The organism is Micromonospora sp. AB353, assembly GCF_049538395.1.
Taxonomy (GTDB): Bacteria; Actinomycetota; Actinomycetes; order Mycobacteriales; family Micromonosporaceae; genus Micromonospora; species Micromonospora aurantiaca.
Genome location: NZ_JBMVFV010000010.1, coordinates 57,915 through 84,909, shown reverse-complemented (window position 1 = coordinate 84,909; position 26,995 = coordinate 57,915). Strand labels below are relative to the sequence as shown.

Genomic DNA, 26,995 nt, shown 5'->3' with positions numbered 1-26,995 from the left:
GTCACGCTATGCTCCGATGGTTTCCCTGCCTCCCACGGACCAGGAGTGGCGTGTGACTGTCGCGTTGGTGACCGGTTCCGGCGGTCTGATCGGCTCCGAGGCGGCCCGGCACTTCGCCGGACTCGGTCTCGACGTGGTCGGCATCGACAACGACATGCGGCGGTACTTCTTCGGCGAGGACGGCTCGACCGCCTGGAGCCTCGACCGGCTCGCCGCCGACCTCGGCTCCGCGTACACCCACCACGCCGTCGACATCCGCGACCGGGACGGGCTGGAGCAGGTCTTCAAGCGGTACGGCAGGGACATCGCCGTGGTGATCCACAGCGCCGCCCAGCCGAGCCACGACTGGGCCGCCAAGGAGCCGTTCACCGACTTCGACGTGAACGCCGGCGGCACGCTCAACGTGCTGGAGAACACCCGGCGGCACGCGATCGACGCGCCGTTCATCCACTGCTCCACCAACAAGGTGTACGGCGACCGGCCCAACTCGCTCCCGCTGATCGAGCTGGAGACCCGCTACGAGCTGCCCGAGGACCACCGCTGGTACGACGGCATCACCGAGGACATGTCGATCGACGAGTCGCTGCACTCGATCTTCGGCGCCTCGAAGGTCGCCTCCGACGTGATGGTGCAGGAGTACGGCCGCTACTTCGACATGAAGACCGCCTGCTTCCGGGGCGGCACGCTGACCGGCCCGGCGCACTCCGCCGCCGAACTGCACGGCTTCCTGGCGTACCTGATGCGCTGCGTGATGGAGGGCCGGACGTACAACCTCTTCGGCTACAAGGGGAAGATGGTCCGGGACGCGATCCACTCGCACGACGTGCTGACCGCGTTCGAGGCGTTCTTCCGCGAGCCGCGCTCGGCCCAGGTCTACAACCTCGGCGGCGGCCGGCACTCCAACACCTCGCACATCGAGGCGTTCCGGGTCGCCCAGGAGATCACCGGCCGCGAGGCCCGGATCAACTACGTCGAGCAGGCCCGCACCGGCGACCACCAGTGGTACGTCAGCAGCATGGCCCGCTTCGAGGAGCACTACCCGTCCTGGAAGATCACGTACGACGTGCCGATGATCCTGCGCGAGATCTACGAGGCCAACGTCGACAAGTGGGTGCCGAAGGCATGAGCGCCGGGACCAAGCGCAACGTGCTCGGCGTCGGGGTCGATGCCACCGACTACGCCCGGGCCACCGAGGCCGTCGTGGCGGCCGCGCACGAACGCCGCCCGCTGGCGCTGACCGCGCTCGCCGTGCACGGCGTGATGACCGGCGTGCTCGACCCGGCGCACAACGCCCGGCTCAACTCGTTCGACGTGGTCACCCCGGACGGGCAGCCGGTGCGCTGGGCGCTCAACCTGCTGCACGGCGCTGGGCTCACCGACCGCGTCTACGGGCCGGAGCTGACGCTGCGGGTGCTCGCCCGGTTCGCCGAGGAAGGGCTGCCGGTCTACCTCTACGGCTCCACCGAGGAGACCCTGTCCCGGCTCGTCCCGGCGCTGGAGCACAAGTTCCCCGCGCTGAAGATCGCCGGGGTCGAGCCGTCCAAGTTCCGTGCCGCCACCCCGGGCGAGGACGCCGAGATCGCCGACCGGATCCGGGCCAGCGGCGCCCGCCTCGTCCTGGTCGGGCTCGGCTGCCCGCGCCAGGAGGTCTTCGCGTACGCCATGCGCCCGCTGCTGGACATGCCGCTGATGGCCGTCGGCGCGGCCTTCGACTACCACGCCGGCCTGCTGCGCAACCCGCCACCGTGGATGCAGCGCGCCGGGCTGGAGTGGTTCTGGCGGCTCGGCCTGGAACCCAAGCGCCTGTGGCGCCGGTACGTCATCCTCAACCCGGCCTACCTGGCCCGGCTCGCCGCCCAGAAGACCGGCCTGTGGAAGGCCACCCCGCCGGCGCCGGCCACCGGGCGTCCCGCCACGTTCGACGTCTGAGCCACCCCTACCCCTACGGGCCCGGGTACGGGGCGAACCGGGGTGCCGTCCCGGATTCGCCGAACGTCGAAACGGGCAAGGCTAGGGGGCATGGATGACCGTCTCGCCGTACTGCTTCCCGTCGCCGCCGTCTGGCTCGCCGCCGGACTGGTCGCGGAGGGCCTGCCCGGGCTCGACCGCGCCCGCGCGCTGCGCCGGCGTACCGGATGGTTGTCCGCCCTGGTGCTGACCGGCCTCGCGCTCACCGCGGCGGTCCTCGCCGCGGGCCTGCAGAGCGCCGGCGACACCAGTGTGGACCGGGCCGCCGCCGCACTCGGCCTCGCGGCCGTGCCGGCGGCAGTGGTGGCGGTCTGCACGGTACGGCGGGTCCGGCGGCTGCGGTCCGGCGCGGGCGCGTTCGCGGCGGCACCGGGCACCCCCGCCCCGCACGGTCTGCGCGCGGCGGCGGCGCACCCGCTGATCGCGCTGCCGCTCCAGGCGACGGCGATCGCGGTGCTGGTGGCGGTGCTGCCGGCGGCCGGAGTCGACCTGTTCGCCGCGCCGGGCGTCGCCGGCCCGGCGATCACCGTCGGGGTGCTCGGTGTGTGCGCGATCGGAGTACGCCACGCGCTGCGGCACAACCGGCTCGCCGAGCGGGCGATGCCGGCCGCCGAGGCGGTGTCAGCGCGACCGGCTCGCGCCCTGCACGTATAGCAGCTCCAGGATCGCGCGGGTCGCCTCGAACCAGCGGTCCAGCCAGCCGGGCGGAGGCACGCTGCCCTTCGGGGGCAGCTCCATCAGCAGGCCGCGCAGCAGCGGGTGGTCCACCAGGGACTCCTGCTGCTCGACCGGCCAGCCGCTCGGCGGGAAGGACGGCTCGGTCAGCGGGTTGGGGTCCAGCGACGGCAGGGACAGCGGCGCCGCGGCCTGCTCGGGGACGCCGCCCTCGCGGGTGTCGTCGCCGTCACCGGAGACCACCTCGGTGAGGACGGTGTCCCGGCGGGCACCCCGGTACTTGCCACCGAACCGCTCGGGCTTGCCCGGGCCGCTGGTGAGGTTCTCTGAACCGATCGTCGTCATCCGTCTCGCCTGCCTTGTTCGGTTGCCGATCTGTGCGGTTCAACGAGGCGGATCCGAACTGGCGACGGGTGGCCGCCGCCGCGCGGGCACCCGGACGCGAATGGTCCCGCCCGGCGGCGCTGCCGGGCGGGACCACATCTCGGTGCCGGTCAGCTCCGGCCGAACACGCCGTTCCGGGCGCGGGCGACGAAGGCGTGCCAGTCACCCGGAGCGAAGACCAGGGCCGGGCCGGTCTTGTCCTTCGAGTCCCGCACTCCGACCGCCCCGGTCACGTACGCGACCTCGACGCAGTTGTCGCAGTTCGGCCCGCTCTTCGAGCTCTTGAACCACGTCGCCTGCGTCAGGTCCACGGGGAACTCCTTGGTCGCCATTTCCACAGTGGCTCCTCTGCCAGTTTCGCGATGTGTGCGACGGACTCCTCCGGGCGCATGGCCGCTGCTCGAATGTGATCGAAGATGAAGCTGTACTTCTGCAGTTCGTCACTCTTCTCCAGGAAGAGTCCACCCGTGGCGTTCTCCGCGTACACGACATCGGGATCACTCGGCTCGGGGAAGCTGAGGATCGTGAAGGTCCCGTCCATGCCGGCGTGCGCTCCCACCTCGAAGGGCAGGACCTGCACTGTCACGTTCGGCAGTTCGGCCACCTCCACCAACCGTTTGAGCTGACCACGCATCACCGCGTCGCCGCCAACCGGCCGGCTCAGCACCGCCTCATCGAGCACCACCCACAGATCGACCGGATCGTCCTGCGTCAACAACGACTGACGGCCCAGACGGACACGCACCCGTTGGTCGACCTGTTCGTCGGTGAAGTCCGGCCGGGCCGCCCGGATCATCGCGCTCGCGTACTCCTCGGTCTCCAGCAGGCCCGGCACCACCTGCTGCTCGTACGCGCGGATGGAGCTGGCCGCCGCCTCCAGGCCGACGTACGCGCCGACGAGCACCGTGCTGTACGGATGCCACCAGCCCTTCTGCCGGGCCTCCCGGGCGATCTGCACCAGCTCGTCGCTCTCCGCGCCGACGACGCCGTAGATGCGGAGCATGTCGCGTACGTCGCGCGGGGTCGCCGTGGTGTGGCCGGTCTCGATCCGGGAGATCTTCGACGCCGAGCACTCCAGCTGCTCGGCGACGACTTCGATGGTGATGCCCGCCGCCTCCCGCTGCCGGCGGAGTTCCGCACCCAGCCGGCGCCGCCGGATGGTGGGGCTGCGCCGTTCACTCACGGTGCCGTCCATCGGATTGCGGGACCACGCTTCACAGTCACCCGGCTACCTCCGGTCGGTCGCGCCCCGGTGCGGCTCCCACCGCGGGCGCGACCGGCGAGCGGCGGGTGTCGTTCGCGGCAGGGGTGGTGCCGGTCGTCGACCGGCCGCGACGGGCGAAACCGGCGTCCAGTGTGCCGCTCCGATACCTGACGCTTCAAGTTTCGCCGTTTGCGTGTCCGACTCACCTATCAGCAAAACTCGACGTGCAACTTGCATGTCGCACGTCCCTGATGCAGTCTGTCCGTATGGCACGGGTTACTCACCGTCTTCGCTTGATCTCCGGGCGTGGTGACACCACGGTCCGTGGGACGGCCGGAGGGGAGCCGTCCCGCGCCGTGCGACCTGCCCCGGAATGAAGACCCCGTCGCTGCACGCCAGCTTGGCTGCGGCGGCGGGAGCGGTAACCGGGAGCAGCCGGGTGATGGTCGGGTGGCGGTCCGCCACCGCGGGTACGGCCCGACCAGCACCGACCCACCGACCGCCGGTCCACGAGGCAGACCCCCCGTCACCGGACCGCACCAGACCCCCGTTCAGCCTCGCCGGTCCCGCCGGCCGACCTTCCCAGGAGCCCATGTGCTTCCCCGCTCCGGTGACGTACTGCACGTGACGCGCGCGGCGAGTGTCCAGTTCCTCCGACCGATCATGTTCCGGGTGATCCGGGTGCTCGACTGGCCGACCTACGACGGTTGGCTCTGGCTCGACGGCTACGAGTTGAACGCGGCGGGGGACGCGGTCAACCGGAGGTCGATCTTCGTACTCCAGGAGGGGTTGCGGCAGCTCCAAGCCGCGCCGGCTCCGCGTCAGCACACCGTACGGACGGCCCGCCGCCCGGTGGTCCGGACCCCGGTCCGGGTCGGCTGACCTGACGATTCCCGGTCGGGAGGGCGTGCCGTCGCCATAGAATCGGTACGCCCACCCCGGCACGTTCCACCCCGCGCGCCATGGACCCTGAACCTGGGATGGTCATGGTCAACTTGCCCGCCGCGCGGCGGCACCACCGGTCCCGTATCGGCTATGCCCTCGGGCTCTTCCTCTTCCTCGTCACCGCGACCGCCCTCGCGCTCGCGGTCCGTCATCCCGCCTTCTCCGCCACCCAGCAGCTCGCCGAGCCCGTACCGGCTCCGGAGATCACCGTGGCCGGCGAGGACGGCCGGACGGACTCCGACGCGGCCGAATCCGATACGGCCGATTCCGATACGGCCCACTCGGATGCCGCCGACTCCGATGCGATCGACGAGGACGACGAGGCCGCCGACGCGCCGGAGGACGACGACGACCGGGCCCCGGGTGCCGGGGGCGGGGAGGGCACGCTCGCCGAGCGGCCCACCGGCACCACGAACGACCTCAGCCGGTCACTGTTCTACTCCGGGCTGCTCGGGCTCGCCATCTCACTGGCCGGACTGGGCCTGGTCGGCACCCGCAGACGCCAGTGGTGATCGTGGCGGTGCCCGGCCAGGGCGTCGTGGTGATCGTCAGGGCGTCGTGGTCGTCGCCGGGGCGGAGCCCGGGGTGCTCGGACCGCTCGTCGGTGGCGCGGGTACGGCCACCACGATCGTGACCCGGTCGTCCTCGCCCACCGGGTAACCGGCCTCGGGATCGGTGGAGATCACCGTGCCGGCCGGGCGATCCGACGCCCGCCGCTGCACCCGGTAGTCCAGGTCGAGCCGGTCGAGCGCCGCCCGGGCGGCGGCCTCCGGCAACCCCACCAGCGGTGGCATCGGCACCTCGACCGGGGCGGTCGTGGCCGGCGGCGTACTCGGCGGTGAACTGCTCGGCGCGGCACTGGTCGGGGCGGCCGAGGTCGGGGCGGCGCTCGTCTGCGCCGAGATGCTCGGCACCGGCGGGCCCGGCTCGGAGTTCCGGTCGGCGGCACGCAATGCCAGCCACACCCCCACCCCGATCAGCCCGAGCAGGAGCAGCGCCAGGACGCCCAGCAGGATCGGCATCCACCAGCGGCGCCCGGACTGCTCGTCGCCGTACCACTCGCCGCCGGGCTCGGGGTAACCCGCCGGACGCGGTGGAGGTACGCCGGCGCGGCCGGACCAGGCACCCACCGGTTCCTGCGGGGCGGTCGCGTCGAGCGGACGGCGCGGCCCGCCCTGCCCTCCCGGGCCTGCCTGTCCTGCCGGCCCGCCCTGTGCTGCCGCGCCGCCGGGCAACGGACGGGTGGCGTCGCCCGCGTTCCGCGGCATCGCCCGGGTCGCGTCCGCGTCGTGCCCGGCCGCATCCCGGGGCATCGCCCGGGTCGCGTCCGCGTCACCGGCGGGTGGTTCCTGACGGTCGTCGCTCATGGCACGTCCTTTCCCCACCGGGACGGGGCGCACGGCCCTCGATCGTCCACCGTAGCGGGCCACGGCGACACCGGCCGGGATCAGCGCGCCGCGCCGGTCAGAGAGTCGGCGCCGGGGAGACCGTCGGCGGCGTGGACGCCTGGTCGCCGCAGGTGAGGGTCACCTGGTCGTTCCACCGGGCGGTACTGCCGGCCACCGGCACCTGTGCCGTGACCGGACCCTGGCGGCCGGTGGCGTACCGGGGATAGAGGCCCGCCTCCACCAGATCGTCTGCCGCGTCGGAGCAGGACAGCGTGCCCACGTCCGGCACGCTCACGGCCGGCGCCGGCCCGGAGACCCACACGGTGACAGTGGTGCCGCGCTTCACCGGAGTGCCCGGAGCCGGTGAGGCCCGCTCCACGGTGCGTCCGCTGCCCGTACCGAAGACCAGTCGCCAACCGAGGCGGCGCTCGCGCAGATCCCGGCGGGCCTGCTCGAAGTCGACGCCCACCACCTCGGGCACGGTGAGCCCGGCCGGGGCGCTGGTGCGCGTACCGGATGGTGGGGCGGCGGTGGTCGGCGGCGCCGTGGTCGCGGAGGCCGATGTGGACGCGGCGGCGGGCGGAGCGGAGTCGCCGGGCGCGGCCGAGCGCTCCGGCTCACCGGCGAGGATCCACCCGACGCTGGCGCCGATCACGGCCAGCAGGACCACTGCCACACCACCGCCGAGGAGCAGCCTCCCCCGCCCCGGTCCGGTGCCGTCGCCCGCCGGTTGCCGCTCGTCCGTCATGCTCCCCGCCCCGATCATCGACGACCGTATCCGTTGCTCACAGACGGTCACGACCCGTCGTTACGACTCGCCGCGCCGACCACGGGACGTTACGCTCCCCGGCATGGTCAGACGGGGCTGGGGAGGATCGACAGCCGCCGCGCTCGGCGTCGCCGCCGGCGCGGGTGCCGCGCAGCTCGGTTTCGGGTACGGGCTGGGCATCATCAACTGGGTGCCGGACGGCGCGGTACGGGCCGAGGCGGCCTGGGTGGCGAGCCTCGCCTGGGCGACCTGGATCGCGGCGACATCGGTCATCGTCGGTGCGGTCTGCGCCCAGCGCCTGCGTGGTGGCACCGACGAGTCGCCGGGCATGCTGCCCCGGCTCGGCCTGGCGCTCGCCGCGGGTGTCGGCGCGCTCGTCACCGTCCTGCTGGTGGCGGTACCCGCGCGGGCGGCCCGGGTGCCGGACGTCTCCTCGCCGCAGGCCGTCGCCGCCGCATACGCGGGCGCAGGGCTGGTGCTCGGCGTCCTGCTCGCCGTCTGGGCGTTGCACACCCGTGCCGCCGCCACCAACCTGATCGCCACCACCGGCTGGCTCTGGCTGCTCGCCGTGGTGTCGGTGGTCGACGGGGTGATCGCCGGCCGTGGCCTGACCACCGCCCAGCTCGGCATCTGGCAGATCAGCGCGGACCGTGGCGCGTTCTGGATCCGCGACTACTTCTACTGGCCCGGCGCGCTGCTGTCGGTGCTCTCCGCACTGGTGATCGGCCTGGTGGCGGCCCGTCGAGCCGCCCGCGCACCGGAGATCCGGGTCGGCGCGGCGGCCTCCGGGGCGGCCGGACCGCTGCTCGTCGCGCTGGCGTACCTGCTCGCCGTGCCGCGCCTGGCCGGGATCGCCGCGGAGCAGTTGTCGGCCCACCTGATCGCCCCGTACGCGGTGATCGCCGGCGTCGGCGGCTCGATGGTGATGGCCGCGCTGGCCCAGCGTGCCGAGCGCCGGAACGCCGAGCGGGTGACACTGCCCCGGCAGCGCACCGGCGAACCGGACGAGATCAGCGGGGATGCCTCGCCCACCACCGCAGAGCCGGACGGGCCGGACGGGCCGTTGCCGGGCAGCTCGACGTCGGGCCGATCAGGCACGGCGCCATCGAAGCGGGCGGGCACGTCGACGGCGAGCGTGTCGGATCCGGGCTTGTCGGACGCGCCGGCCGGCGCGCTCCGGGATGCGGCAGTGGACGACGAGCCGGGCGTGGCGTCCGGCCGGACGGAGACGGACCGGGGACGTGCCACCCGGTCCACCACCGGCCGCCGAGGCCGGGCCGTGCCGCCGCAGCGGCAGCCCGAGTCACCCACGCAGGCCGTCTCGCGCGACAAGGGCTCAACCGCCGACGAGCCGAACCCGCGAAGCGCGACGGACGGCTCCTCGTCCCCGACCGCCTCGCCGGGCCAGACCGGGTCGTCGGACCAGGCCGACCCGCCGCCGCCCACCGAGACCACCCGCCGCCGGGGTCGCTGAACCCCACCCGCCCCACCCGCCCCACCCGCACGTCACTCTCGGCCGCTGCGCCACCGCACGCCCGCGTCGATCTGTGAGTGGGGTTGTCAAGGACTCCCGACTCCGAGAGATCTTGGTAGGAAAGGGCCCCTATAGGGGCCCTTTCCTACCAAGATCTCCGCCGATCCCGCCTCACGGAACGCCAGTCTCGCCCGATGGGCGGCGCCTCGACGCAGTAACAAGCCGAACGAGGAACTCCCGCCAGTGCCGCCCCGAAACCTCTGCGATCTTGGACTTGTGGCACCTCACAAAACTCCCATTCGGAATATTCGAGGCGCCATAACTCCAAGATCGACAAGGCTGGGAGCGCAGGCGAGCCGGGGCGGAAGGGCGGAGGGGCCGGGTGAGGGCGGCAGGAGGCTAGTCGACCGGCCACGTGTGGACGGGCTCGTTGCCGCGCTGGAGTTCGGCGTACCGCTGGACCATGTGGTGCAGCGCGGCCTCCCGGTCCAGCCCTCGGTTCCGCTCGGCCGTCCACACCGTCTCGGTCTGCCAGACCGCGCCGTTGCGGCCGGTACGGCAGCGGCCCTCGATCACGCCGAGCAGGCGGTCCCGTTCGGCCGGGGCGACGCCGAACCGGTCCAGCCCCTGCGCGGCCACCGGCAGCAGCGTGTCGAGCACGAGCGTGGTCACCGGCACGTCGCCGAGCCGGGGCCAGTGCAGGACCGCCTCGATGCCGCGCCGGGCGGCGGCGTGGAAGTTCTCCTCCGCCGAGCTGAACGTCAGCTGACTCCAGATCGGACGGTCGGACTCGGCGAGGCCGCGGGCCAGCCCGAAGTAGAACGCCGCGTTGGCGAGCATGTCCACCACCGTCGGGCCGGCGGGCAGCACGCGGTTCTCCACCCGCAGGTGCGGGCGGTCGTTCATGATGTCGTAGACCGGCCGGTTCCAGCGGTAGACGGTGCCGTTGTGCAGCCGCAGCTCACCGAGTTTGGGCACACCACCCGCGTGCAGCACCTCGACCGGGTCCTCCTCCTCGCAGATGGGCAGCAGCGGGGGGAAGTAGCGGACGTTCTCCTCGAACAGGTCGAAGATCGAGGTGATCCAGCGCTCGCCGAACCACACGCGGGGGCGTACGCCCTGGGCCTTCAGCTCGTCCGGGCGGGTGTCGGTGGCCTGCTGGAACAGCGCGATCCGGGTCTCCGCCCACAGCTGCCGGCCGTAGAGGAACGGCGAGTTGGCGCCGACGGCGACCTGCACGCCGGCGATGGCCTGGGAGGCGTTCCAGTAGTCGGCGAAGCTGTCCGGCGCGACCTGGAGGTGGAACTGGAGGCTCGTGCAAGCGGCCTCCGGCGCGATCGAGTCGGTGTGCGTACGCAGCCGCTCGACGCCGTTGATGTCCAGCTCGATGTCCTCGCCGCGGGCGCCGACGATCTGGTCGTTGAGGACGCGGTACCGCTCGTTCGTGGAGAGGTTGTCGGCGACCAGGTGGCGTTCGGTGAGCGTGGGCAGGATGCCGACCATCATGATCGTCGCGTCGGACTTGGCGGCCCGCTCGTCGGCGCGGCTGAGGCTGCTGCGCAGGTCCTGCTCGTAGTCGGCGAAGCCGCTGCCCTCGATGAGCCGGGGCGAGGCGTTCAGTTCGAGGTTGAACTGCCCCAGCTCGGTCTGGAACAGCGGGTCGGCGATGTCGGCGAGGATCTGGTCGTTGCGCATGGCCGGTTCGGCGGCGGCGTCGATCAGGTTCAGCTCGATCTCCAGCCCGGTCATCGGGCGGTCGGCGTCGAAGCCGAAGTCGTCGAGCATCAGCGCGAACACGTCCAGGCACCGTCGGACCTTCTGCCGGTAGCGGACCCGATCCTCGCGGGAGAAGGCGCCCTGCTCGACGTCTCTGCCCATGTGTCCTCCCGGCGCTGGTGCGACGGAACCGTACCGTTCCGCAACGCATTGTGAACCATTCGCGTGGTGGGCGTAAGTGCGCCCGCCCCGTCACCCGGCTGGACGGGCGACAGGTCTGCACCTGTACCCCGTCGCGGCCGTCACCAGCACGTCAGTGCGGAGAACTTCGCGTGACGATTCGCACCGCCGGGGCGTACGCGAGAAGGGCCCGCACCGTCGGCGGACGGTGCGGGCCCTGCGGGCCGGTGCCGGGCTCAGCCCTGGCGGATGGCCTCACCCTCGATCTCGATCTTGACCTTGCGGCCGACCAGGACGCCACCGGTCTCCAGCGCCACATTCCAGGTCAGACCGAAGTCCTCCCGGTCGATCTCGGTGGAGGCGGAGAAGCCGAAGATGTCCTGGCCGAACGGGCTGCGGCCGACGCCCTCGAACTCCACCTCGAGCTCGACCTGACGGGTCACGCCCTTGATGGTCAGTTCGCCGACGAGCACGAACTCGTTGCCGTCGCGGGACTTCACCTCGGTGCTGCGGAACTCCAGCGTCGGGAACTGCTCCGCGTCGAGGAACTCGGGGCTGCGCAGGTGCGCGTCGCGGTCCGCCTGGGCGGTGTTGATGCTGGCGGCCTGGATGCTGGCGGTGACCGTGGACTGCATCGGGTCGTCGGCGACGGTGATGGTGGCGGTGGCGTCGGCGAACTCACCGCGTACCTTGCTGACCATCATGTGCCGCGCGACGAAGCCGACACGCTTGTGCGCGGCGTCCAGCACGTAGGTGCCGGGAGCGGGGATGGTGAGACCCTCCCAGTCGCGGGTAGTCGGCTCGGTGCTGCTGGTCATGATGCTCTCCTCCGGAGAAGAATGTTTAGGAGCCCAACGACTGACTGAGCAACTATAGTCATGGCAATATTCCCCGTGTCAAGTGTTGCTAGGATGGTGGCGTGGACCAGAACGTGTTCGACGACCCCCGGATCACTGCCGTCGGCCTGCTCGTCGAGGCGCACGCCGGGCTCGCCGCCCGGTTCGCCGCCCAGTTCGAGGAGCACGGCCTCTCCCCGGTCGAGTTCGAGGTGCTGACCCGACTCGCCCGCTCACCCAACAACCAGTTGCGGATGACCGACCTGGCCGCGCAGACCTCGCTCTCCACCAGCGGCGTGACCCGCGTGGTGGACCGGATGGAACGGGACGGGCTGATCTGCCGGCGCGCCTGCCCGTCCGACCGGCGCAGTTCCTTCGCGGTGGTCACCACCGCCGGGCTCAGCCGCCTGGACGACGTCCTGCCCGGTCACCTGAAGATCATCGAGCAGTGGTTCACCAGCCAGCTCGACCCGGCACAGCTCGACGGGCTGCTGGACGGGCTGCGCCGGGTGCGCGACGCGGTCCATCCGGGTGCCACCGCCGGCAGCACCGAACCGGCCGAGCACGCCGCCTGACTCGCGCTGCGCCGCCGACTACCCGCCGGTCACCGGCAGAATGACCGGCAGAACCGCCCCAACGGCCAGACAAATCGGTCCACATACTAACGAATCGGTCGTCCGACCTCGGTACTCTTCCGGCAGCGGGGGGCACCGGGGGGTGCTGGCGCGAGCGTGGAGCGAGGGGCAGCACCAGGGGGCTACTTCGCTCGCGCCACCCCCGCGCCCTCCGCCTCCCCGCGCCCGGCCGGAGCGCACGCGGGTCACCGCGACCCGGCGGCCACCCTGACGCGGGCAGCGCTCATCGCCGCCGTCGGGCCGACAGGGAGAACAGCAACTCCTCCTCCTGCGGCAGCAGGCTGACACCAGTCACCTGCCGCGCCGCGTCCAGCCGGTCCAGCACGGCCGGGTCGGCGGTACTGACCGCCAGCCCCACCAGCGCCTCCACCAGATCGCGCCGGCCGGCCACACCCTCCGCCGCGTCGGCGGCCGCGGCGAACCACTCCGCCGCCACCTCCCGGTCGCCCCGGTGCAGCGCCACATGCCCCTCGATCAACCCGCGCAACGCGTCCTCGGTGCGCACGTCCCCACCCGAGCCGGGCAGGTCGAGCATCTCCACCGCCGGTGGCCGGCGTCGGCCCGGCACCGCGCCCGACGGCCACAGCTCGGCCACCGTGGCCAGCGCCTCGTCCGTGCGCCCGGCGTGGGCGAGCGCCAGCCCGACAGCGCCGATCGTCCGGCGCCGCCGTCCCGGATCGCCCAGCTCCGCGAGCGCGGCCGCCACCCGGCGCCCCTGCTCGGCCGCCTCGGCGTACCGGCCCTCCAGGCGGGTCAGCTCGGCCTGATCGGCTCGCGCCAGCACACGCAGACGCTGGTCACCGCACTGCGCCGCCAGGCGGTCGACAGTGGCCAGCCGCCGCCGGGCACCGGCCAGCCGAGCTTCGCGTACGTCGTGCCAGGTCAAGTGCGCCTGGGCGACGGCCATCTCGCGTACCCGGTGGTGCCGGGTGGCCGCCGCGAGCGCGGCCTCGGCCTGCTCGCGGGCCTCGTCGTGCGCGCCGAGCCCCGGCAGGAGCGCGCAGAGCACGGACCGGGCGGACAGTTCGCCCGTCACGTCGCCCGCCTCGGTGAAGATGACCAGGGCGGCACGCACGCCCGGAAGTTCCTCCGCGCCCGCGCCGTGCTCGGCGGCGAGCCGGGCCGCGCCGAGCATGGCCCAGGCTCGCAGCGTGGGCCGGGCACCGGCGGTACGCGGATCGGCAAGCAGTTCCCGCAGCCGGTGCCGGCCGGATACGTCCCGCCCGCGCAGCCGCCACCAGCGGGGCAGGGAGGCGGCGAGCAGGAGCGCCGTCTCGGGCGCATGCTCGGCGGAGTACGCGAGCGCGGCGGTGATGTCGCTCGTCGCCTCGTCGAGCAGGCGCACCGCGCCGGACATCTGCGCACCCACCAGCCCCGGCGCGGTGCGGTGGACCAGCCCGGCGACCACCACGGCGTGCCGCATCCGGATCCGGGCGGTCTCGCCGTCGGCGTCGGCCTGCTCCGCGGCGAAGTCACGGACCGCGTCGAGCAGGCGGAACCGGAACGGGCCGCTGCCCCGGACACTCAGCAGGCCCAGTTCGCGCAGCCGGTCCAGCATCGGCGCCGCGTCCCACCGCCGGCCGCCGTCGGCGAGCAGATCCTCGGCCAGCTCGACCGACCAGCGGTTACGGAACGCGGACAGCCGCCGCAACGCCGCCCGGTCGGCGGGCGCGAGCAGGCGATAGCTGGTCGCCACCGCGTCGCGCAACGTCACCGTGCCGGCGGACGGGCCGGCGGACGGGCCGGCGGGCGGGCCGGCGGGTTCCCAGCCGGGGCGTCCGCCGGTCAGGTCCAGGACGCGGTCGCCGTAGCGGTCGAGCAGTTCGGTGACGTCGAGGATGCGTCCCCGTGCCGCCATCAACTCGATGGCGAGCGGCAGTCCGCCGAGCCGGCGCACGAGCGCGGCGAGCGCCGGCAGCTCGACCGGGGTCGGCGGTTCCGGGCGGACCTGGGCGAGCCGCGCGGCGAACAGCGCCGCCGCCGGCCAGCGGTCCAGGTCGGCCCGGTCGACGGGTACGGCGCCGGCAGGCGGTACGTCGAGCGGCGCCACCGGCCGGACCAGCTCACCGGGCAGGCCGACCGGTCGGCGGCCGGTGACCAGTACCCGCAGCGTCGGCACGGCGGCGGTCAGGACGCGCAGCGCCTCGGCCACCGCGTCCGGCGCCCGGTCGACGGCGTCGACGAGCAGCAGCGCCCGGCGGTCGCCGATCCGGCAGGACAGATCGGCCAGCCGGTTCACGCCGAACATCGACGCCGACGCGGCGAGCACGTCGGGGCTGTCCGAGCCCTCGCCCACGAGCACCCCGGCCACGCCCGCCGGGTGCCGGGCCGCCACCGCGTGCGCGACCGTGACGGCGAGCGCCGTCTTGCCCACGCCCGCGAGTCCCACCAGGCTGACCACCGGGTACGCGTCGAGCAGGCCGGACACTTCCGCCACGTCCCGCTCGCGGCCGAGCAGCGGTACGGGCTGGGGCAGCGCCACCGGCGGATCGTCGGTGCCGGGGCCGGGAAGGCGGGACGCCGCGGGGCGGGCGGTGTCGACGAACTCCCGCCGCTCGTCCCCGCTCAGGCCGAGCGCGTCGGCAAGCAGGTCGACAGTGGTGCGCTGGGGTCGTACGGCGCGTCCCCGTTCCAGATCGCGGACCGTCCGTACGCCCACGCCGGCCCGGCCCGCCAGCTCGGCCTGGGTGAGGCCGACGGCGAGCCGGTGCCCGCGCAGCAGATCGGACAGACCGGTACGACCGTCTGGGCCCCGCGCACGGTCATGATCCGGAATCATGGGCACGAAGATTACGGATGGACTCCGACGCTCCACAGCCCATCGTCAACCACCCGACCGTCCACTGCCGATATCCGACAGGGCACGGTGTGGGTGCCGTCCTCACATGCCGAGGTCGCGGGCGATGATCATGCGCTGCACCTCGCTGGTGCCCTCGCCGATCTCCAGGATCTTGGAGTCCCGCCAGAAGCGGGCCACCGGGTACTCGTTCATGAAGCCGTACCCGCCGTGGATCTGCGTCGCCTCGCGGGCGTTGTCCACCGCCACCGTACTGGCGTGCAGTTTGGCGATCGCCGCCTGACGCTTGAACGGCTCACCGGCGAGCATCCGGGCGGCCGCGTCGTAGTAGGCCAGCCGGGCCGTGTGCGCCTTCATCTCCATGTCCGCGATCTTGAACTGGATGGCCTGGTAGTTGCCGATCGGCTGGCCGAACGCCTGGCGCTCCTTGGCGTACTTGATCGACTCGTCGACGCAGCCCTGGGCCAGGCCGACGGCGAGCGCCGCGATGGCGATCCGGCCCTCGTCCAGGATGCGCAGGAACTGGGCGAAGCCCCGGCCGCGCTCACCGAGCAGGTTGGCCGCCGGCACCCGGCAGTCGTCGAACGTCAGCTCGTGGGTGTCCGAGGCGTTCCAGCCGACCTTCGAGTAGCCGGGCGCGACGGTGAAGCCGGGCGTACCCGACGGCACGATGATCGTGGACAGCTCCTTGCCGCCGTCCGGCCGCGTACCGGTGACGGCGGTGACGGTGACCAGCGCGGTGATGTCGGTACCGGAGTTGGTGATGAACGCCTTCGAGCCGTTGATGACCCACTCGTCGCCGTCCAGGACCGCGCGCGTCCGGGTGCCGCCCGCGTCCGAGCCGGTGCCCGGCTCGGTGAGCCCGAACCCGGCCAGCGCCTCACCGCTGAGCAGCTTCGGCAGCCACTGCGCCTTCTGCTCCTCGGTGCCGAAGCGGTAGATCGGCATCGCGCCGAGCGACACCGCCGCCTCCAGCGTGATGGCCACGCTGGAGTCCACCCGGGCCAGCTCCTCCAGCGCCAGGCAGAGCGCGAAGTAGTCGCCGCCCATGCCGCCGTGCTCCTCCGCGAAGGGCAGCCCGAACAGGCCCATCTTGCCCATCTGACGGACGATCTCGTACGGGAAGGTGTGCTGCTCGTAGTGCTCGGCGATGGTGGGTGCGACCACCTCGCGGGCGAATTCCCGGACGCTCTCCCGCAGCGCCTGCTGCTCCTCGTCGAGCCGGAAGTCCATGTCGATCCTCCTGGAAAGGGCGGGCCGCCGGGCGCTCGTGACGCCGGGAGCGGCTGAAGCGTTAGGAGGGGCCCCTTTACATGCACCAGGCGTTAATAAGGGGCCCTTCCTTACCGGGTCAGACGGGGGTGACGCCGTGCCGGCGCCGGGAGAAGTGCCGCTCCTTGCCGCGCGCGGCGGCGAACCGGCGGACCAGCTCGGCGCGCAGCTCGTGCGGCTCGACGATCGCGTCCACCACCAGCTCGCTGGCGAGGCGCACCACGTCGATGTCGCGCTCGTACTCCTCGCGCTTCGCGGCCACGAACGCGGCCCGCTCGGCCTCGTCCGCGATGGCGGCGATCTTGTTGGCGTAGACCGCGTTGACGGCGGCCTCCGCGCCCATCACCGCGATCTTCGCGGTGGGCAACGCGATCGTGGCGTCCGGCTCGAAGCCGGGACCGGCCATCGCGTAGAGACCCGCGCCGTACGCCTTGCGGACTACCACACAGATCTTGGGTACGGTCGCCTCGGAGATCGCCGTGATCATCTTCGCGCCGTGCCGGATGATGCCCTGCTTCTCCACCGCGCTGCCGACCATGAAGCCGGGTACGTCGCTGAGGAACAGCAGCGGCACGTTGAACGCGTCGCAGAGCTGCACGAACCGGGTCGCCTTGTCGGCCGAGTCGACGAAGAGCACGCCGCCCTTGAACATCGAGTTGTTGCCGACCACGCCGACGACCTCGCCGTTGAGCCGGCCGAACCCGATGGTCAGCTCCTTGGCCCACAGCGCCTGGATCTCGAAGAAGCTGCCGGAGTCGAGCAGGCCCTTGACGTACCGGCGCATGTCGAACGCCTGCCGCTCGCTGGCCGGGACCAGCGCGGCCAGGTCGGCCTTCTCCGGTGCGCCCACGGCCTCGGCGGCGGGCGGATCCTGCTTCCAGTTCGACGGCAGGTACGACAGGTACGTCCGCACCACGTCGAGCGCGTCGTTCTCGGTCTTGCAGAGGAAGTGCCCCACGCCGGACTCGGCGCAGTGCACCTTGGCACCGCCCATCGCCTCCAGCGTGGTCTTCTCACCGGTGACCATCTCGACCATCCGGTCGGAGCCGAGGTACATGCTGGCGTTGCCGTCCACCATGGCGACCACGTCGCAGAACGCCGGGATGTACGCCCCGCCGGCCGCGCTCGGCCCGAACAGCGCGCAGACCTGCGGGATCGAGCCGGAGGCGCGGACCTGGTTCCAGAAGATCTTGCCGGCGCCGCGCCGACCGGGGAACAGGTCGACCTGGTCGGTGATCCGGGCGCCGGCCGAGTCGACCAGGTAGACCATCGGGACGCCGGTGGCGTACGCCCGCTCGATGATCCGGATGATCTTCTCGACGGTACGCGCGCCCCAGCTGCCGGCCTTGACCGTGGAGTCGTTCGCCATCAGGCAGACCTGCCGGCCGTCGATGGTGGCGGTGCCGGTGACCACGCCGTCGGCGGGCAGCCCGTCGGCCATCGCGTTGGCGTAGAGCCCGTCCTCGACGAAGGAGCCCTCGTCGACCAGGTAGGCCACGCGCTCGCGGGCGAACAGCTTCCCCTTCGCGGCGTTCGCCGCGTGGTACTTGTCCGCACCGCCGGCGCGGGCGCGCTTGCGTAGCTGCTCCAGAGCCTCACCGTCGAGCGTCACGCCGACTCCCGTTGCCACGGCCCCCGCACAGGGCGCCCACCGACCTGAACGATCGTTAGGCTACCCCACCCGCGCCATCCCCGGCACCCCACCACGCCCCCGCACCCCACCCACCCCCGCTCATCTCGGTGAGACGGGGGGCGGGAGAGGGCCGGTCAGGCGGGGCGGGGGGTCAGGCGGGTTCGGGGGCCGGCTCGGAGGACTCCGGACGGGAGCTTCTTGCCCACCAGGGTCTCGGCCAGTTCGGCGGCCTCGATCAGGGCGTCCAGGTCGATGCCGGTGTCGATGCCCATGTCGTGCAGCATGTGCACCGCCTCCTCGGTGGCCAGGTTGCCGCTGGCACCGGGCGCGTACGGGCAGCCGCCGAGGCCACCGACGCTGGCGTCGAACTCGGTGATCCCCAGTTCCATAGCGGTGAGCATGTTCGCCAGCGCGGTACCCCGGGTGTTGTGGAAGTGCAGCAGCACCGGCAGGTGGGCGTTATGGTCCCGGACCGCCGTGACCAGTTCGCGGACGCGCCGGGGCGTACCCATGCCTGTGGTGTCGCCGAAGGCGACGCGGTCCGCGCCGTCGCGGGCGACGCGGTCGACGATCGCGGCGACCCGGCGGGGGTCCACGTCGCCCTCGTAGGGGCAGCCGAAGCTGGTCGCCACGATCACCTCGGCGGTCGCGCCCGCGCCGTGCAGCAGGTCGATCAGCTCGGCGATGTCGTCCAGCGACTCGTCCGTGGAGCGGTTGACGTTACGGCGGTTGTGCGTATCGCTGGCCGAGACCACCACCTCGATCTCGGTGAAGCCCGCAGCCAGCGCCCGCTGCGCGCCACGGGTGTTCGGCACCAGGGCGGAGTAACGCACCCCGTCGACCTTCTCCGCCCGCTGCCACACCTCGTCGGCGTCGGCCATCTGCGGGATCGCCTTCGGGTGGACGAAGGAGACGGCCTCGATGCGCCGTACCCCCGTGCGGGACAACGCGTCGAGCAGCCGCACCTTCGCGTCGGTGCGGATGGGCTCCTCGTTCTGGAGGCCGTCGCGGGGACCGACCTCACGGATGCTCACCGAGTCTGGAAGTTCCGCCATCAGATTCACCTCACTGGGTCGAAGGTCAGCGCATCCGGGAGACGATGCCGGTGTCGTAGTCGCCGGAGAGGAACTCCGGGTTCTCCAGCAGCTCGGCGAAGAACGGCAGGTTGCACTTCGGGCCGACGATCTCGAACTGGGCCACCGCCGCCCGCGCCCGCTCGACCGCCTCCTCGCGGGTCGCCCCGGTGAGGATCAGCTTGGCCATCAGGCTGTCGTAGAACGGCGTGACGGTGTTGCCGGCGACGTAGCCGGAGTCGACCCGGATGCCGGTGCCGGACGGCTCGTTCCAGGTGGTGATCGCGCCCGGGCCGGGCATGAAGCGCTTCGGGTCCTCGGCGTTGATCCGCAGCTCGATGGCGTGCCCGCGCGGGGTGAGCGCGTCCGGATCGAACGTCGGCGCCAGGCCGGACGCCACCCGCAACTGCTCCTCGACCAGGTCGACGCCGTAGACGTACTCGGTGACCGGGTGCTCGACCTGCAGCCGCGTGTTCATCTCCAGGAAGAAGAACTCCTGCGTCGAAGGATCGAGCAAGCACTCGACGGTCCCGGCGTTGCGGTAGTCGACCGCCTCGCCGGCCCGTACCGCCGCGGCCAGGAACCGCTCGCGCAGCTCGGGCGACACCGCCGGGGACGGCGACTCCTCGACGAGCTTCTGGTTGCGCCGCTGCACCGAGCACTCCCGCTCACCGAGCGCCACCACCCGGCCGTCGGCCAGGCCGAGGATCTGCACCTCGACGTGGCGCACCCGGGGGAAGTACCGCTCGATCAGCACCGACCCGTCGCCGAACATCCGCTCGGCGAACGCGCGGACCTTGTCGTACTCGGTGCGCAGCGCCGCCTCGTCGGCGGCGACGCCCATGCCCATGCCACCGCCACCGGCGGCGGCCTTGACCATCACCGGGTAGCCGATCTCCGCGGCGGCGGCGACCGCCGCGTCCAGGTCGCTCGCCGGCTCGGTGGTCCCGGGCGCGACCGGCACCCCCGCGGCCGCCATCAGGTTCCGGGCGTTGATCTTGTCGCCCATCGCGCTGATCGCGTCGGCGCCGGGCCCGACCCAGACCAGGCCGGCCCCTTCGACGGTACGGGCGAAGTCCGCGTTCTCGGACAGGAAGCCGTAGCCGGGGTGGATCGCCTCCGCGCCGGTGCTCCGGGCGGCGTCGAGGATCGCCTCGACGTTCCGGTAGCTCTGGGCCGGGTTCGCCGGACCGACGCAGACCGCCTCGTCGGCCTCGGTCACGAACGGCAGCGCGCCGTCGGCCTCCGAGTGCACCGCGATCGTCCGGATCCCGAGCCGCCTACCGGTGCGGATGATCCGCCGCGCGATCTCCCCCCGATTCGCGACCAACAACGATTCGATCATCTTCTGCACGGACGTGACCCCTTCTCGACGCAAAGCCGGGGTCTCTTCTTAACACGCGTTAAGGTACGCGCGGCGTGTCAGGTCGGTTCGGTGGGCGCGAGCAGGGCCGCGAGGGTCGCGCCGCGCAGCAGTTCGGCCCGGCGCCGGCGGTCCACCTCGCCGCCGAGGAACGGCGTCGAGTTCATCAGGCCGAACGCCGCGTGGGCGAGCACCCGGGCCGCGCCGTCGGGCAGGCCGGGATGCAGCGCGGTCAGCACGGTGACCCATTCCTCGACGTACATCCGCTGGAGCCGGCGGATCCGGCGGCGCGGCTCGTCCGGGAGGCGGTCCAGTTCGTGCAGGTGCAACGCGATCACCGCCGGGTTGGCGAGCGCGAAGTCGACGTGGAAGTCGATCAGTGACTCCAGCGCGGCACGCGGGTCACCCGGATGGCCGGCGGCGCGGTCCCGCCCGCCCGCGAGCAAACCCTCGCTCACCGGGATCAATGCGGCGGCGAGCATCGCCTCCTTGCCGGCGAAGTGGTGGTAGAGCGCCGGACCGGTGACACCGGCCGCCGCGCCGATGTCGTCCATCGACACACCGTGGTAGCCGCGCGCCGCGAAGAGGCCGACCGCGATCTCCAGGATCTCGTCCCGCCGGGACCGGCGCCGGGCCGCACCCGCCGCCCCCCGTGCCTGCTGTTCCACCGCCACCGGACCAGCCTAGACCTCGCGTTCGAGCTGGGGCAGCCGCGGTTACCCAACGGTTGCCCCAGCCCGTCGTGTCAGTCCTCCTCGATGCCGTGGTCGGCGCGCACCTTCGCCGCCTCGGCCTCCCGGCCCTGCTCGTCGAGCGCGCGGGCCAGCAGCCAGGCGGCCTGCGTGGCCGGGCGGGAACCGGTGGGCAGCCCGGCGAGGACCGGGCGCAGCAGCCCTTCGGCCTGCTCCGGCCGTCCGTCGCGCAGCAGCAGTTCGCCGGTCAGCACCTCGACCTGCGCCGCCTCGCCGAACGCCTCGATCGACCGCAGGCGCTCCGGCACGCCGTCCACCCGGTCCAGCGCGGCGGTCAGCCGGTCCTCGCCGATCAGCACCCGGGCCACCGCGTCGGCGGCCATCGCCCGCTCGTACGTCACCACCGGCGCCTCGTCGGCCTCGGCCGGGAGCACGGCCGCCGCCTCGTCCACCCGCTCGATCGCGGCGACCGCGGCCGGCAGGTCGCCGGACCAGTGCAGGGCGAGCAGTTCCCGCCGCCGGGCCCGCAGCTCGTCCACCTGGAAACCGGCCAGCCGCCAGGCGGTCGCCGCCGCCGCGAACCGCTGCGCGGCGAGGGCGTCCCGGTCGGCGTCGTAGAGCAGGCCACCGGACTCCTCCAGCACCTGCGCCCGGTGCGGGAGATTGTCCGGCCCGTCCAGGTTCTCGGCCAGCGTGTCGAGCACCGTCAGCGCCAGATCCGTCTCGCCGAGACCGGCGTAGATGCCCGCCAGCATGTGCCGGCAGCGGTCCGCCTCGGCCTGCGCGCCGGCCCGGTCGAGCCCGAGCACCGCCTCCTCGGCCACCTCGGCGGCCTCGGCCAGCCGCCCGGCCACCCGGTACGCCTCGGCCAGCTCCCAGCGCAGCAGCGCGTCGCCGTCCAGACCCTGTTCGACGCAGAGGGTGACCGCCTCGGCCAGATCCTCCACCGCCTCGCCGGCCCGGTCGGCGGCCATCAGCGCCCGGCCCCGGGTCACCCGCAGCGGCAGGTACGCGCCGGCCGGTGCGACGGACAGCGCCTCGTCGCAGGCGGCCACCGCCTCGGCCGGGTCGTCGGTGGAGCGGGCGTACGCCAGGCTGGCGCCGGTGAGCATCTCGGCGTCGCCCAGCTCACTCGCCAGCCGGCGGGACCGCGCCGCCGCGTCCCGGAACTCCTCGGCCCGCTCCAACTGCTCCAGCACGTGCGTGCGGTGCAGCGCGACCCGTCCGGCCAGCCACGGATCGGCATCCGCCTCCGCCTCGGCCCGGTCGAGCGCGTCGAGCGCCTCCGCCCACTGCTCGCGGTGCACGTGGGCCAGGGCGAGCCGGTCCCAGCCGGCGGCCCGGTCACGCGGCTCACCGTGCTCGGTCAGGTACCCGGCCGACTCGCGGGCCAGGGTCATCCCCTCGTCCGCGCTCTCCTCGACCATGCTGAGCAGCACACCGAGCCGCCCGGCCACGACCTGGGCGCGCAGCGGATCCGGCACCTCTCGCCAGGCGGCCAGCGCCTCCCGGTTGACAGCGATCGCCGCCGGTACGCCGTCGTCGTCCTGGGACAGCTCACCGGCCCGCAGCTCCAGCCGCCAGGCCCGGGTGGTCGCCGGCACGTCGGCGTCGCCGAACCGCTCGTCGTACGCGCGCAACACGGCGACCAGGCCGTCCCGGCGGTTGGTGCGCCAGCACTCCTCGGCCAGCGCGAGCAGCTCGTCCGCACCGGCGTCGGCGGGCACCGTCACCGGCTGCGGAGAGGCCACCGGCGCGTCCGAGCCGGTACGCGGCGCGGGCACCGCCGGGCGGCGCAGGCTCGCGGAGAGCGGCAGGTGCTCGCCGACCGGCCCGGCCGACAGCTTGCGGGCGATCAACCCGGACTGGTGCGTGGTGCCGTTGCGCGCGTCGAAGCGCTCGGCCAGCGCCGTCGCCGTACCGGCCAGCTCGTCGGCGAGCGCGCCCACCGGCACGTCGGCGGCCGGTCGCTCGCCGGAGGCGCGGCGGTGCACAGTCAGCTCGGCCGGCACCTGGCGCAGCGCCGCCGAGGCGGCGGCCGCGAAGTGCATCGCGGCGGCCGGGGTGGGTGCCCGGTCCAGCCAGTCGAGATGCCGCTCGACCAGTTCCAGCGCCCGCGCCTCGTTGCCGGTCACGGTGCAGAACTCGACGTGGTCGGCGATGTCCCACAGGTCGGCGAGGTGCCCGCGCACCCGCCGGTACGCCTCCCGGTGCGCGTCCCGCGCCGCGTCGGTGCGGCCGGTCTCGCGGTAGGGCGTGAGCAGCGCGGTGAGGATCCCCTGCGGCTGCTCGCTACAGGTGAGGCGCCCGGCGAGCACCGGCTCGGCCAGCGCCACCGCCTCCTCGTGGCGGCCGTGCCGCACCAGGTGCGCGACCTGGGTGGTCGGGTCGCAGCCGGCGCAGTCGGAGAGCGTGTCGCGCGGGGTGGTCATCCACTTGCGGTACCACTGCTCCGCCGCCTCGTCGTCGCCCAGGTGCGCGGCCACCAGGTAGCGGTGCTTGTAGACGGCCTGGAGCGAGTGCCCGGAGTCGCGGTAGCGCCGTTCCATGTCGTCGAGCACCGCGTACGTCCGGTCCAGCGGCAGCTCCGGGAACTTCACCATCGCGTTGACCATGTACTTGAAGAACCACAGCAACTGGTGCGTGTAGCGCTGGTGGTAGGGCTGCGGATCCTTGTCGTACTCGGCCAGGCACCAGGAGAACGTGACGAAGGACTTCGCCGGTTCGCCGCCGTAGACGTACGCGGTGGTGCCGGTGACCCGGGCGGCGAAGGCGAGGTGCCGGTCGTCGCCCGCGTCGGCGCGGCGCAGCAGTTGTTCCAGCGCGGCGATCTGCCCCGGCCCGTACGGCATGGATTCGATCTCGTGGTGCATCCGCCAGAGGTCGTCGTCAGTCACGGATCTCTCCCGGTACGGCCCGGCCGAGCAGGCCGAGGAAGGAACTGTTCAGCAGTGCGGCGTCGGCCGCCCGGATCGGGTGGTGCCCGAGCAGCAGGGCCTGCCCGTAGAGCGCCTCGACGGCCAGCCCGACCAGCTCCGGGTCGGCGAGCGTGGTGACCCGGCGGACCAGCGGGTTGCGGTGGTTGAGCACGAGTTGCGGGCGGTCCGGCGGGGCGGAGGCGGCGAGCGCGTCGAGCACGCCGCCCCACAGCTCGTCGGCCTTGTCCCGGCTGGCGGCGAGCTGGTCGTGGAACGCGGCCGACCGGGACACCAGGTAGAGCGCCGGCAGCGAGACCGGGTCGTACGCGCGGATCACGACCTCGCAGCCGAGCCGTTCCAGGGCCCGCTGCGCGGCGGTGAGGAACGGCCGCAGGGCCAGTTCGGCCGCCGGGTCGAGGATCTCGAACCGGGTGGTCAGGTCGCTCGGCTCCAGCCGCTCGATCAGCACCGACCGGTCCACTGCGGGCAGCCGCTCGATCAGCTCGGTGTCGTACGTGTAGCCGCCGTTGACGACTGCCAGTTCCTGCGCGGCGGCCACGGCGGCGAGCTGGCGGAACTCGTCCAGGCTGGCGGCGTACCGGAGCACGCCGTGCCGCTGCCGGAACTCGGCGAGCGTCATCGTGCCGACGTTGGTGTCCATCGGCCACCACTGGTCGACCAGCCGCAGCATCTCGTCGTCGTGCATCGCGAGCGCCTTGACGCCGAGGTGGTGCACCTGGAGGAACTCGCCGAGCCGGCGCGGGTCGTGCTTGGCGAGGCGGACCAGCCAGCCGCGGATCTGGTCGCCGAGCGCGTCCCGGACGGAGGTGAGAAGGGCATCCTCGTAGAGCGCCTCACGGCTGGCGGTGGGCCGCAGTTCGCTGGCGTCGACCACGCAGTGGGCGAAGAAGGCCCACTCGGGCAGCAGCCCGTCGGCGTGCTCGCTGAGCAGCATCCGCTTGAGGTAGACCCGGTGCCCGGCCCGGGCCGCCGGGTTCACCGCGGCGGGCAGGATGAACGCCACGCCGGTCAGGCCGGCCTCGGGCACCGACAGCGGCACCACGTCGAACGGGGCGAAGCCGAGCAGTTCCTGCGCGTACCGCTGGAGGGCGGCCCGGTCGACAGGCGCCCCGGGCGTGGTCGGCCACGGCGGCGGGCCGGACGTGGTCGGCGTGTCACCGACCCGGACGTCGACCGGCAGCAGGCTGCCGTAGAGGCGGGCCAGTTCGGTGACTGTGGGTACGCCGAGCCACTGGTCGGCGTCGCGCCGGGGCACCAGCGTGACTGTGGTGCCGGGCTCGTCGCGGGCCTGGTCCGGCTCGGCGAGCCGTACCGCGTACCGCCCGTCGGACCAGCCCGTCCAGAGCACGGTGGGCTCGTCGGCGTGCCGGGTGACCACCCGGATCTCGTCCGCGACCAGGAAGCAGGAGAGCAGGCCGATGCCGAACTGGCCGAGGAACTCGTGCCGGGAGAAGCCCAGCTCGTCGCGCTTGGAGCTGCGGCCGATGGTGGCGAGCAGCTCGTGCACCTGCGCCTCGGTCAGGCCGATGCCGGTGTCGTGTACGCGGAGCGTCCCGTCGCCGGTCAGCTCCGGCGGCTCGATGCGGACCCGCGAGGGGGCCTTCGGGTCGGCGGACCGCCGCGCGGTGATCGCGTCGACGGCGTTTTGCAGCAGCTCGCGCACGTAGACCCGCGGGCTGCCGTAGAGGTGATGACTGAGCAGGTCGACCACGCCACGGAGGTCCACCTGGAAGGTGCGGTCCAATCGCGCTCCCGGTTCGGATTTTCGGCGCTCACCGTACCGGTCAGCGCCGACAGTGTCCGTCCCGTTTCACCCCTCCCGCTCCCGCTCGCCTCCCCGCCGATCGTGCACCGTCCGCCCGGCCGAAAACGCACAAAGTGGACCCGTCAAGGGCCACAACTGCAAGATCAGTGGGGTGGGGGTTCGAAGCCCGCGAGGCGGGTGGCGATGCGGTGGCGGGCCGGGGGGACGGTGGAGACCAGGCGGAGCAGCAGGTTGCGCAGCGGGCGGAGGGGCGGTGGGGCGGCGGCCAGGCGGGTCAGGCCGGCGGCGAAGCCGAGCACCTCCTCGGCGCGGGGGCGGCGGTCGGCGGCGTACCCGTCGAGGGCCTGCGGGCCGGCGGCGAGCGCGTCGCCGAGGGCGACCGCGTCCCGCAGGCCGAGGTTCATGCCCTGCCCACCGGCCGGGCTGTGCACGTGCGCGGCGTCCCCGGCGAGCAGCACCGGCCCGGAACGGTAGGTGCTCGCGATCCGGTGGTGGATCCGGAACCGGGACGCCCACGCCATGCCTGTCACCCGGTCCGGCCGGCGCGCCGGGCCGCGCTCGTCGAGCAGCGCCTGGAAGTGGTGCGCCTGCGGGTCGCGCGGTGCGTCGTCCACGGTGGCGACCAGCCGGACCGTGCCGTCGGGCAGTGGCGCCCAGACCAGCGGGCCCCGGCGGGAGAGGAAGAGGCTCACCTGGTCGCGCGGGAGCGCGCTGTCCACGTGGACGTCGGCGAGCAGGAACGACTCACCGGGGTCGGCCGGGCCGCCGAAACCGATGCCGGCGAGTTCGCGGACCCGGCTGTGCATCCCGTCCGCGCCGACGACCCAGCGCGCCCGGACCCTGCGGCCGCCGTCGAAGCGCGCGAGCGCGCCGTCGCCGTCGAGGTCCAGGCCGGTCATCTCGTACGGCCGCAGCACGCGCCCGCCGAGCGCGGTGAGCCGGTCGGTGAGCACCGCCTCGGTGTCGGCCTGGGAGATCAGCAGCGCGTACGGATAACGCGACGGCAACCTGTCGAAGGGGACGGTGACCAGCACCCGGTCCCGGTCGCGGACACTGAACCGGGCCGAGTGCAGCCCTCGCGCGGCCAGCGGCGCGGCGACCCCGATCCGGTCCAGCACCTCCAGGGTGCCGGCGTGCACGACCGCGGCGCGTGAGGTGACGGGTGGCTCGGCGAGCCGGTCGACGACTGTCGCGGTCACCCCGTGCCGGGCGAGCGTGACCGCCACGGCAAGGCCGGTCGGCCCGGCTCCCACCACGAGGACGTCGGTGCGTTCGGGCAGCATCGCT

General features: G+C 73.0%; 23 protein-coding genes. 7 read left to right on the top strand and 16 right to left on the bottom strand.

Going from position 1 to position 26,995, the window contains the following annotated elements; genetic code table 11:
• Window positions 1-16 precede the first annotated feature (16 nt).
• From ACPCK6_RS07665 to ACPCK6_RS07655, 3 genes are all read left to right on the top strand, one after another.
• The gene (locus tag ACPCK6_RS07665) at window positions 17-1,126 is read left to right on the top strand and encodes an NAD-dependent epimerase/dehydratase family protein (RefSeq protein ID WP_262012854.1); all 1,110 of its coding nucleotides are present in this window, start codon (window positions 17-19) and stop codon (window positions 1,124-1,126) included.
• Window positions 1,123-1,929 (top strand): WecB/TagA/CpsF family glycosyltransferase, encoded by an 807-nt coding sequence (locus ACPCK6_RS07660; RefSeq protein WP_318331748.1) that lies wholly within the window; start codon window positions 1,123-1,125, stop codon window positions 1,927-1,929. Before ACPCK6_RS07665 ends, ACPCK6_RS07660 begins: the two co-directional genes overlap by 4 nt.
• A 90-nt stretch (window positions 1,930-2,019) precedes the next feature.
• A complete protein-coding gene (locus tag ACPCK6_RS07655; RefSeq protein WP_396881756.1) occupies window positions 2,020-2,622 on the top strand; it encodes a hypothetical protein in 603 nt (200 codons plus the stop codon).
• On the opposite strand, the gene ACPCK6_RS07650 is transcribed toward ACPCK6_RS07655, so the two are convergent.
• The 3 genes from ACPCK6_RS07650 to ACPCK6_RS07640 all read right to left on the bottom strand — a co-directional run bounded on the left by ACPCK6_RS07650 (window position 2,590) and on the right by ACPCK6_RS07640 (window position 4,210).
• The gene (locus ACPCK6_RS07650; protein ID WP_135242651.1) at window positions 2,590-2,988 is read right to left on the bottom strand and encodes a hypothetical protein; all 399 of its coding nucleotides are present in this window, start codon (window positions 2,986-2,988) and stop codon (window positions 2,590-2,592) included. The genes ACPCK6_RS07655 and ACPCK6_RS07650 overlap by 33 nt on opposite strands.
• Before the next feature lie 149 nt (window positions 2,989-3,137).
• Window positions 3,138-3,359 (bottom strand): DUF397 domain-containing protein, encoded by a 222-nt coding sequence (locus ACPCK6_RS07645; RefSeq protein ID WP_013283299.1) that lies wholly within the window; start codon window positions 3,357-3,359, stop codon window positions 3,138-3,140.
• Entirely contained in the window at window positions 3,329-4,210 is an 882-nt protein-coding gene (locus tag ACPCK6_RS07640) for a helix-turn-helix domain-containing protein (protein WP_194800235.1), read from the bottom strand. Before ACPCK6_RS07640 ends, ACPCK6_RS07645 begins: the two co-directional genes overlap by 31 nt.
• A gap of 615 nt (window positions 4,211-4,825) precedes the next feature.
• Here ACPCK6_RS07640 and ACPCK6_RS07635 point away from each other — a divergent pair.
• Together ACPCK6_RS07635 and ACPCK6_RS07630 are read left to right on the top strand one after the other, a co-directional pair.
• Window positions 4,826-5,113: a hypothetical protein gene (locus tag ACPCK6_RS07635; protein WP_018785581.1), complete on the top strand. Its 288-nt coding sequence runs from the start codon at window positions 4,826-4,828 to the stop codon at window positions 5,111-5,113.
• A gap of 98 nt (window positions 5,114-5,211) precedes the next feature.
• Window positions 5,212-5,688: a hypothetical protein gene (locus tag ACPCK6_RS07630; RefSeq protein WP_423480737.1), complete on the top strand. Its 477-nt coding sequence runs from the start codon at window positions 5,212-5,214 to the stop codon at window positions 5,686-5,688.
• 36 nt (window positions 5,689-5,724) lie between these two features.
• On the opposite strand, the gene ACPCK6_RS07625 is transcribed toward ACPCK6_RS07630, so the two are convergent.
• Together ACPCK6_RS07625 and ACPCK6_RS07620 are read right to left on the bottom strand one after the other, a co-directional pair.
• Entirely contained in the window at window positions 5,725-6,543 is an 819-nt protein-coding gene (locus ACPCK6_RS07625; RefSeq protein ID WP_423480728.1) for a PASTA domain-containing protein, read from the bottom strand.
• Window positions 6,544-6,640: 97 nt separating this feature from the next.
• Window positions 6,641-7,312, bottom strand: a complete 672-nt coding sequence (locus ACPCK6_RS07620) for a PASTA domain-containing protein (protein ID WP_423480727.1) — start codon at window positions 7,310-7,312, stop codon at window positions 6,641-6,643.
• A gap of 103 nt (window positions 7,313-7,415) precedes the next feature.
• Here ACPCK6_RS07620 and ACPCK6_RS07615 point away from each other — a divergent pair, with 103 nt between their 5' ends.
• On the top strand, window positions 7,416-8,807 hold the full coding sequence (locus ACPCK6_RS07615) for a hypothetical protein (protein WP_423480726.1): 1,392 nt from the start codon (window positions 7,416-7,418) through the stop codon (window positions 8,805-8,807).
• 399 nt (window positions 8,808-9,206) lie between these two features.
• Here ACPCK6_RS07615 and ACPCK6_RS07610 read toward each other — a convergent pair whose 3' ends face one another.
• Complete coding sequence (locus ACPCK6_RS07610) at window positions 9,207-10,685, bottom strand: glutamate-cysteine ligase family protein (protein WP_318331742.1); 1,479 nt, start codon at window positions 10,683-10,685, stop codon at window positions 9,207-9,209.
• A 254-nt stretch (window positions 10,686-10,939) separates the two neighbouring features.
• Complete coding sequence (locus ACPCK6_RS07605) at window positions 10,940-11,521, bottom strand: YceI family protein (RefSeq protein ID WP_262012862.1); 582 nt, start codon at window positions 11,519-11,521, stop codon at window positions 10,940-10,942.
• 101 nt (window positions 11,522-11,622) lie between these two features.
• Between ACPCK6_RS07605 and ACPCK6_RS07600 the strand changes: the two genes are divergently transcribed.
• Window positions 11,623-12,114 carry a MarR family winged helix-turn-helix transcriptional regulator gene (locus tag ACPCK6_RS07600; protein ID WP_318331740.1) on the top strand — a complete coding sequence of 164 codons (492 nt, stop codon included), beginning with the start codon at window positions 11,623-11,625 and terminating at the stop codon, window positions 12,112-12,114.
• A gap of 283 nt (window positions 12,115-12,397) precedes the next feature.
• Here the strand turns inward: ACPCK6_RS07600 and ACPCK6_RS07595 are convergent, their stop codons facing one another.
• The 9 genes from ACPCK6_RS07595 to ACPCK6_RS07555 form a co-directional block, all read right to left on the bottom strand.
• Window positions 12,398-14,953, bottom strand: coding sequence for an ATP-binding protein (locus ACPCK6_RS07595; RefSeq protein ID WP_423480725.1), 2,556 nt, complete (start codon window positions 14,951-14,953; stop codon window positions 12,398-12,400).
• Window positions 14,954-15,055: 102 nt separating this feature from the next.
• Window positions 15,056-16,204 carry an acyl-CoA dehydrogenase family protein gene (locus ACPCK6_RS07590; protein ID WP_013283288.1) on the bottom strand — a complete coding sequence of 383 codons (1,149 nt, stop codon included), beginning with the start codon at window positions 16,202-16,204 and terminating at the stop codon, window positions 15,056-15,058.
• Between the two features lie 118 nt (window positions 16,205-16,322).
• Complete coding sequence (locus tag ACPCK6_RS07585) at window positions 16,323-17,855, bottom strand: acyl-CoA carboxylase subunit beta (protein ID WP_396881764.1); 1,533 nt, start codon at window positions 17,853-17,855, stop codon at window positions 16,323-16,325.
• A 155-nt stretch (window positions 17,856-18,010) separates the two neighbouring features.
• Window positions 18,011-18,931: a hydroxymethylglutaryl-CoA lyase gene (locus ACPCK6_RS07580; RefSeq protein WP_423480724.1), complete on the bottom strand. Its 921-nt coding sequence runs from the start codon at window positions 18,929-18,931 to the stop codon at window positions 18,011-18,013.
• 25 nt (window positions 18,932-18,956) lie between these two features.
• Window positions 18,957-20,294, bottom strand: coding sequence for an acetyl-CoA carboxylase biotin carboxylase subunit (locus ACPCK6_RS07575; protein WP_423480736.1), 1,338 nt, complete (start codon window positions 20,292-20,294; stop codon window positions 18,957-18,959).
• 77 nt (window positions 20,295-20,371) lie between these two features.
• Complete coding sequence (locus ACPCK6_RS07570; RefSeq protein WP_423480723.1) at window positions 20,372-20,986, bottom strand: TetR/AcrR family transcriptional regulator; 615 nt, start codon at window positions 20,984-20,986, stop codon at window positions 20,372-20,374.
• Window positions 20,987-21,057: 71 nt separating this feature from the next.
• A complete protein-coding gene (locus ACPCK6_RS07565) occupies window positions 21,058-23,901 on the bottom strand; it encodes a hypothetical protein (protein WP_423480722.1) in 2,844 nt (947 codons plus the stop codon).
• Window positions 23,894-25,687, bottom strand: coding sequence for an HSP90 family protein (locus ACPCK6_RS07560; protein WP_423480721.1), 1,794 nt, complete (start codon window positions 25,685-25,687; stop codon window positions 23,894-23,896). Before ACPCK6_RS07560 ends, ACPCK6_RS07565 begins: the two co-directional genes overlap by 8 nt.
• Window positions 25,688-25,851: 164 nt before the next feature.
• Window positions 25,852-26,991, bottom strand: a complete 1,140-nt coding sequence (locus ACPCK6_RS07555; RefSeq protein WP_423480720.1) for an FAD-dependent monooxygenase — start codon at window positions 26,989-26,991, stop codon at window positions 25,852-25,854.
• Window positions 26,992-26,995: the final 4 nt, after the last annotated feature.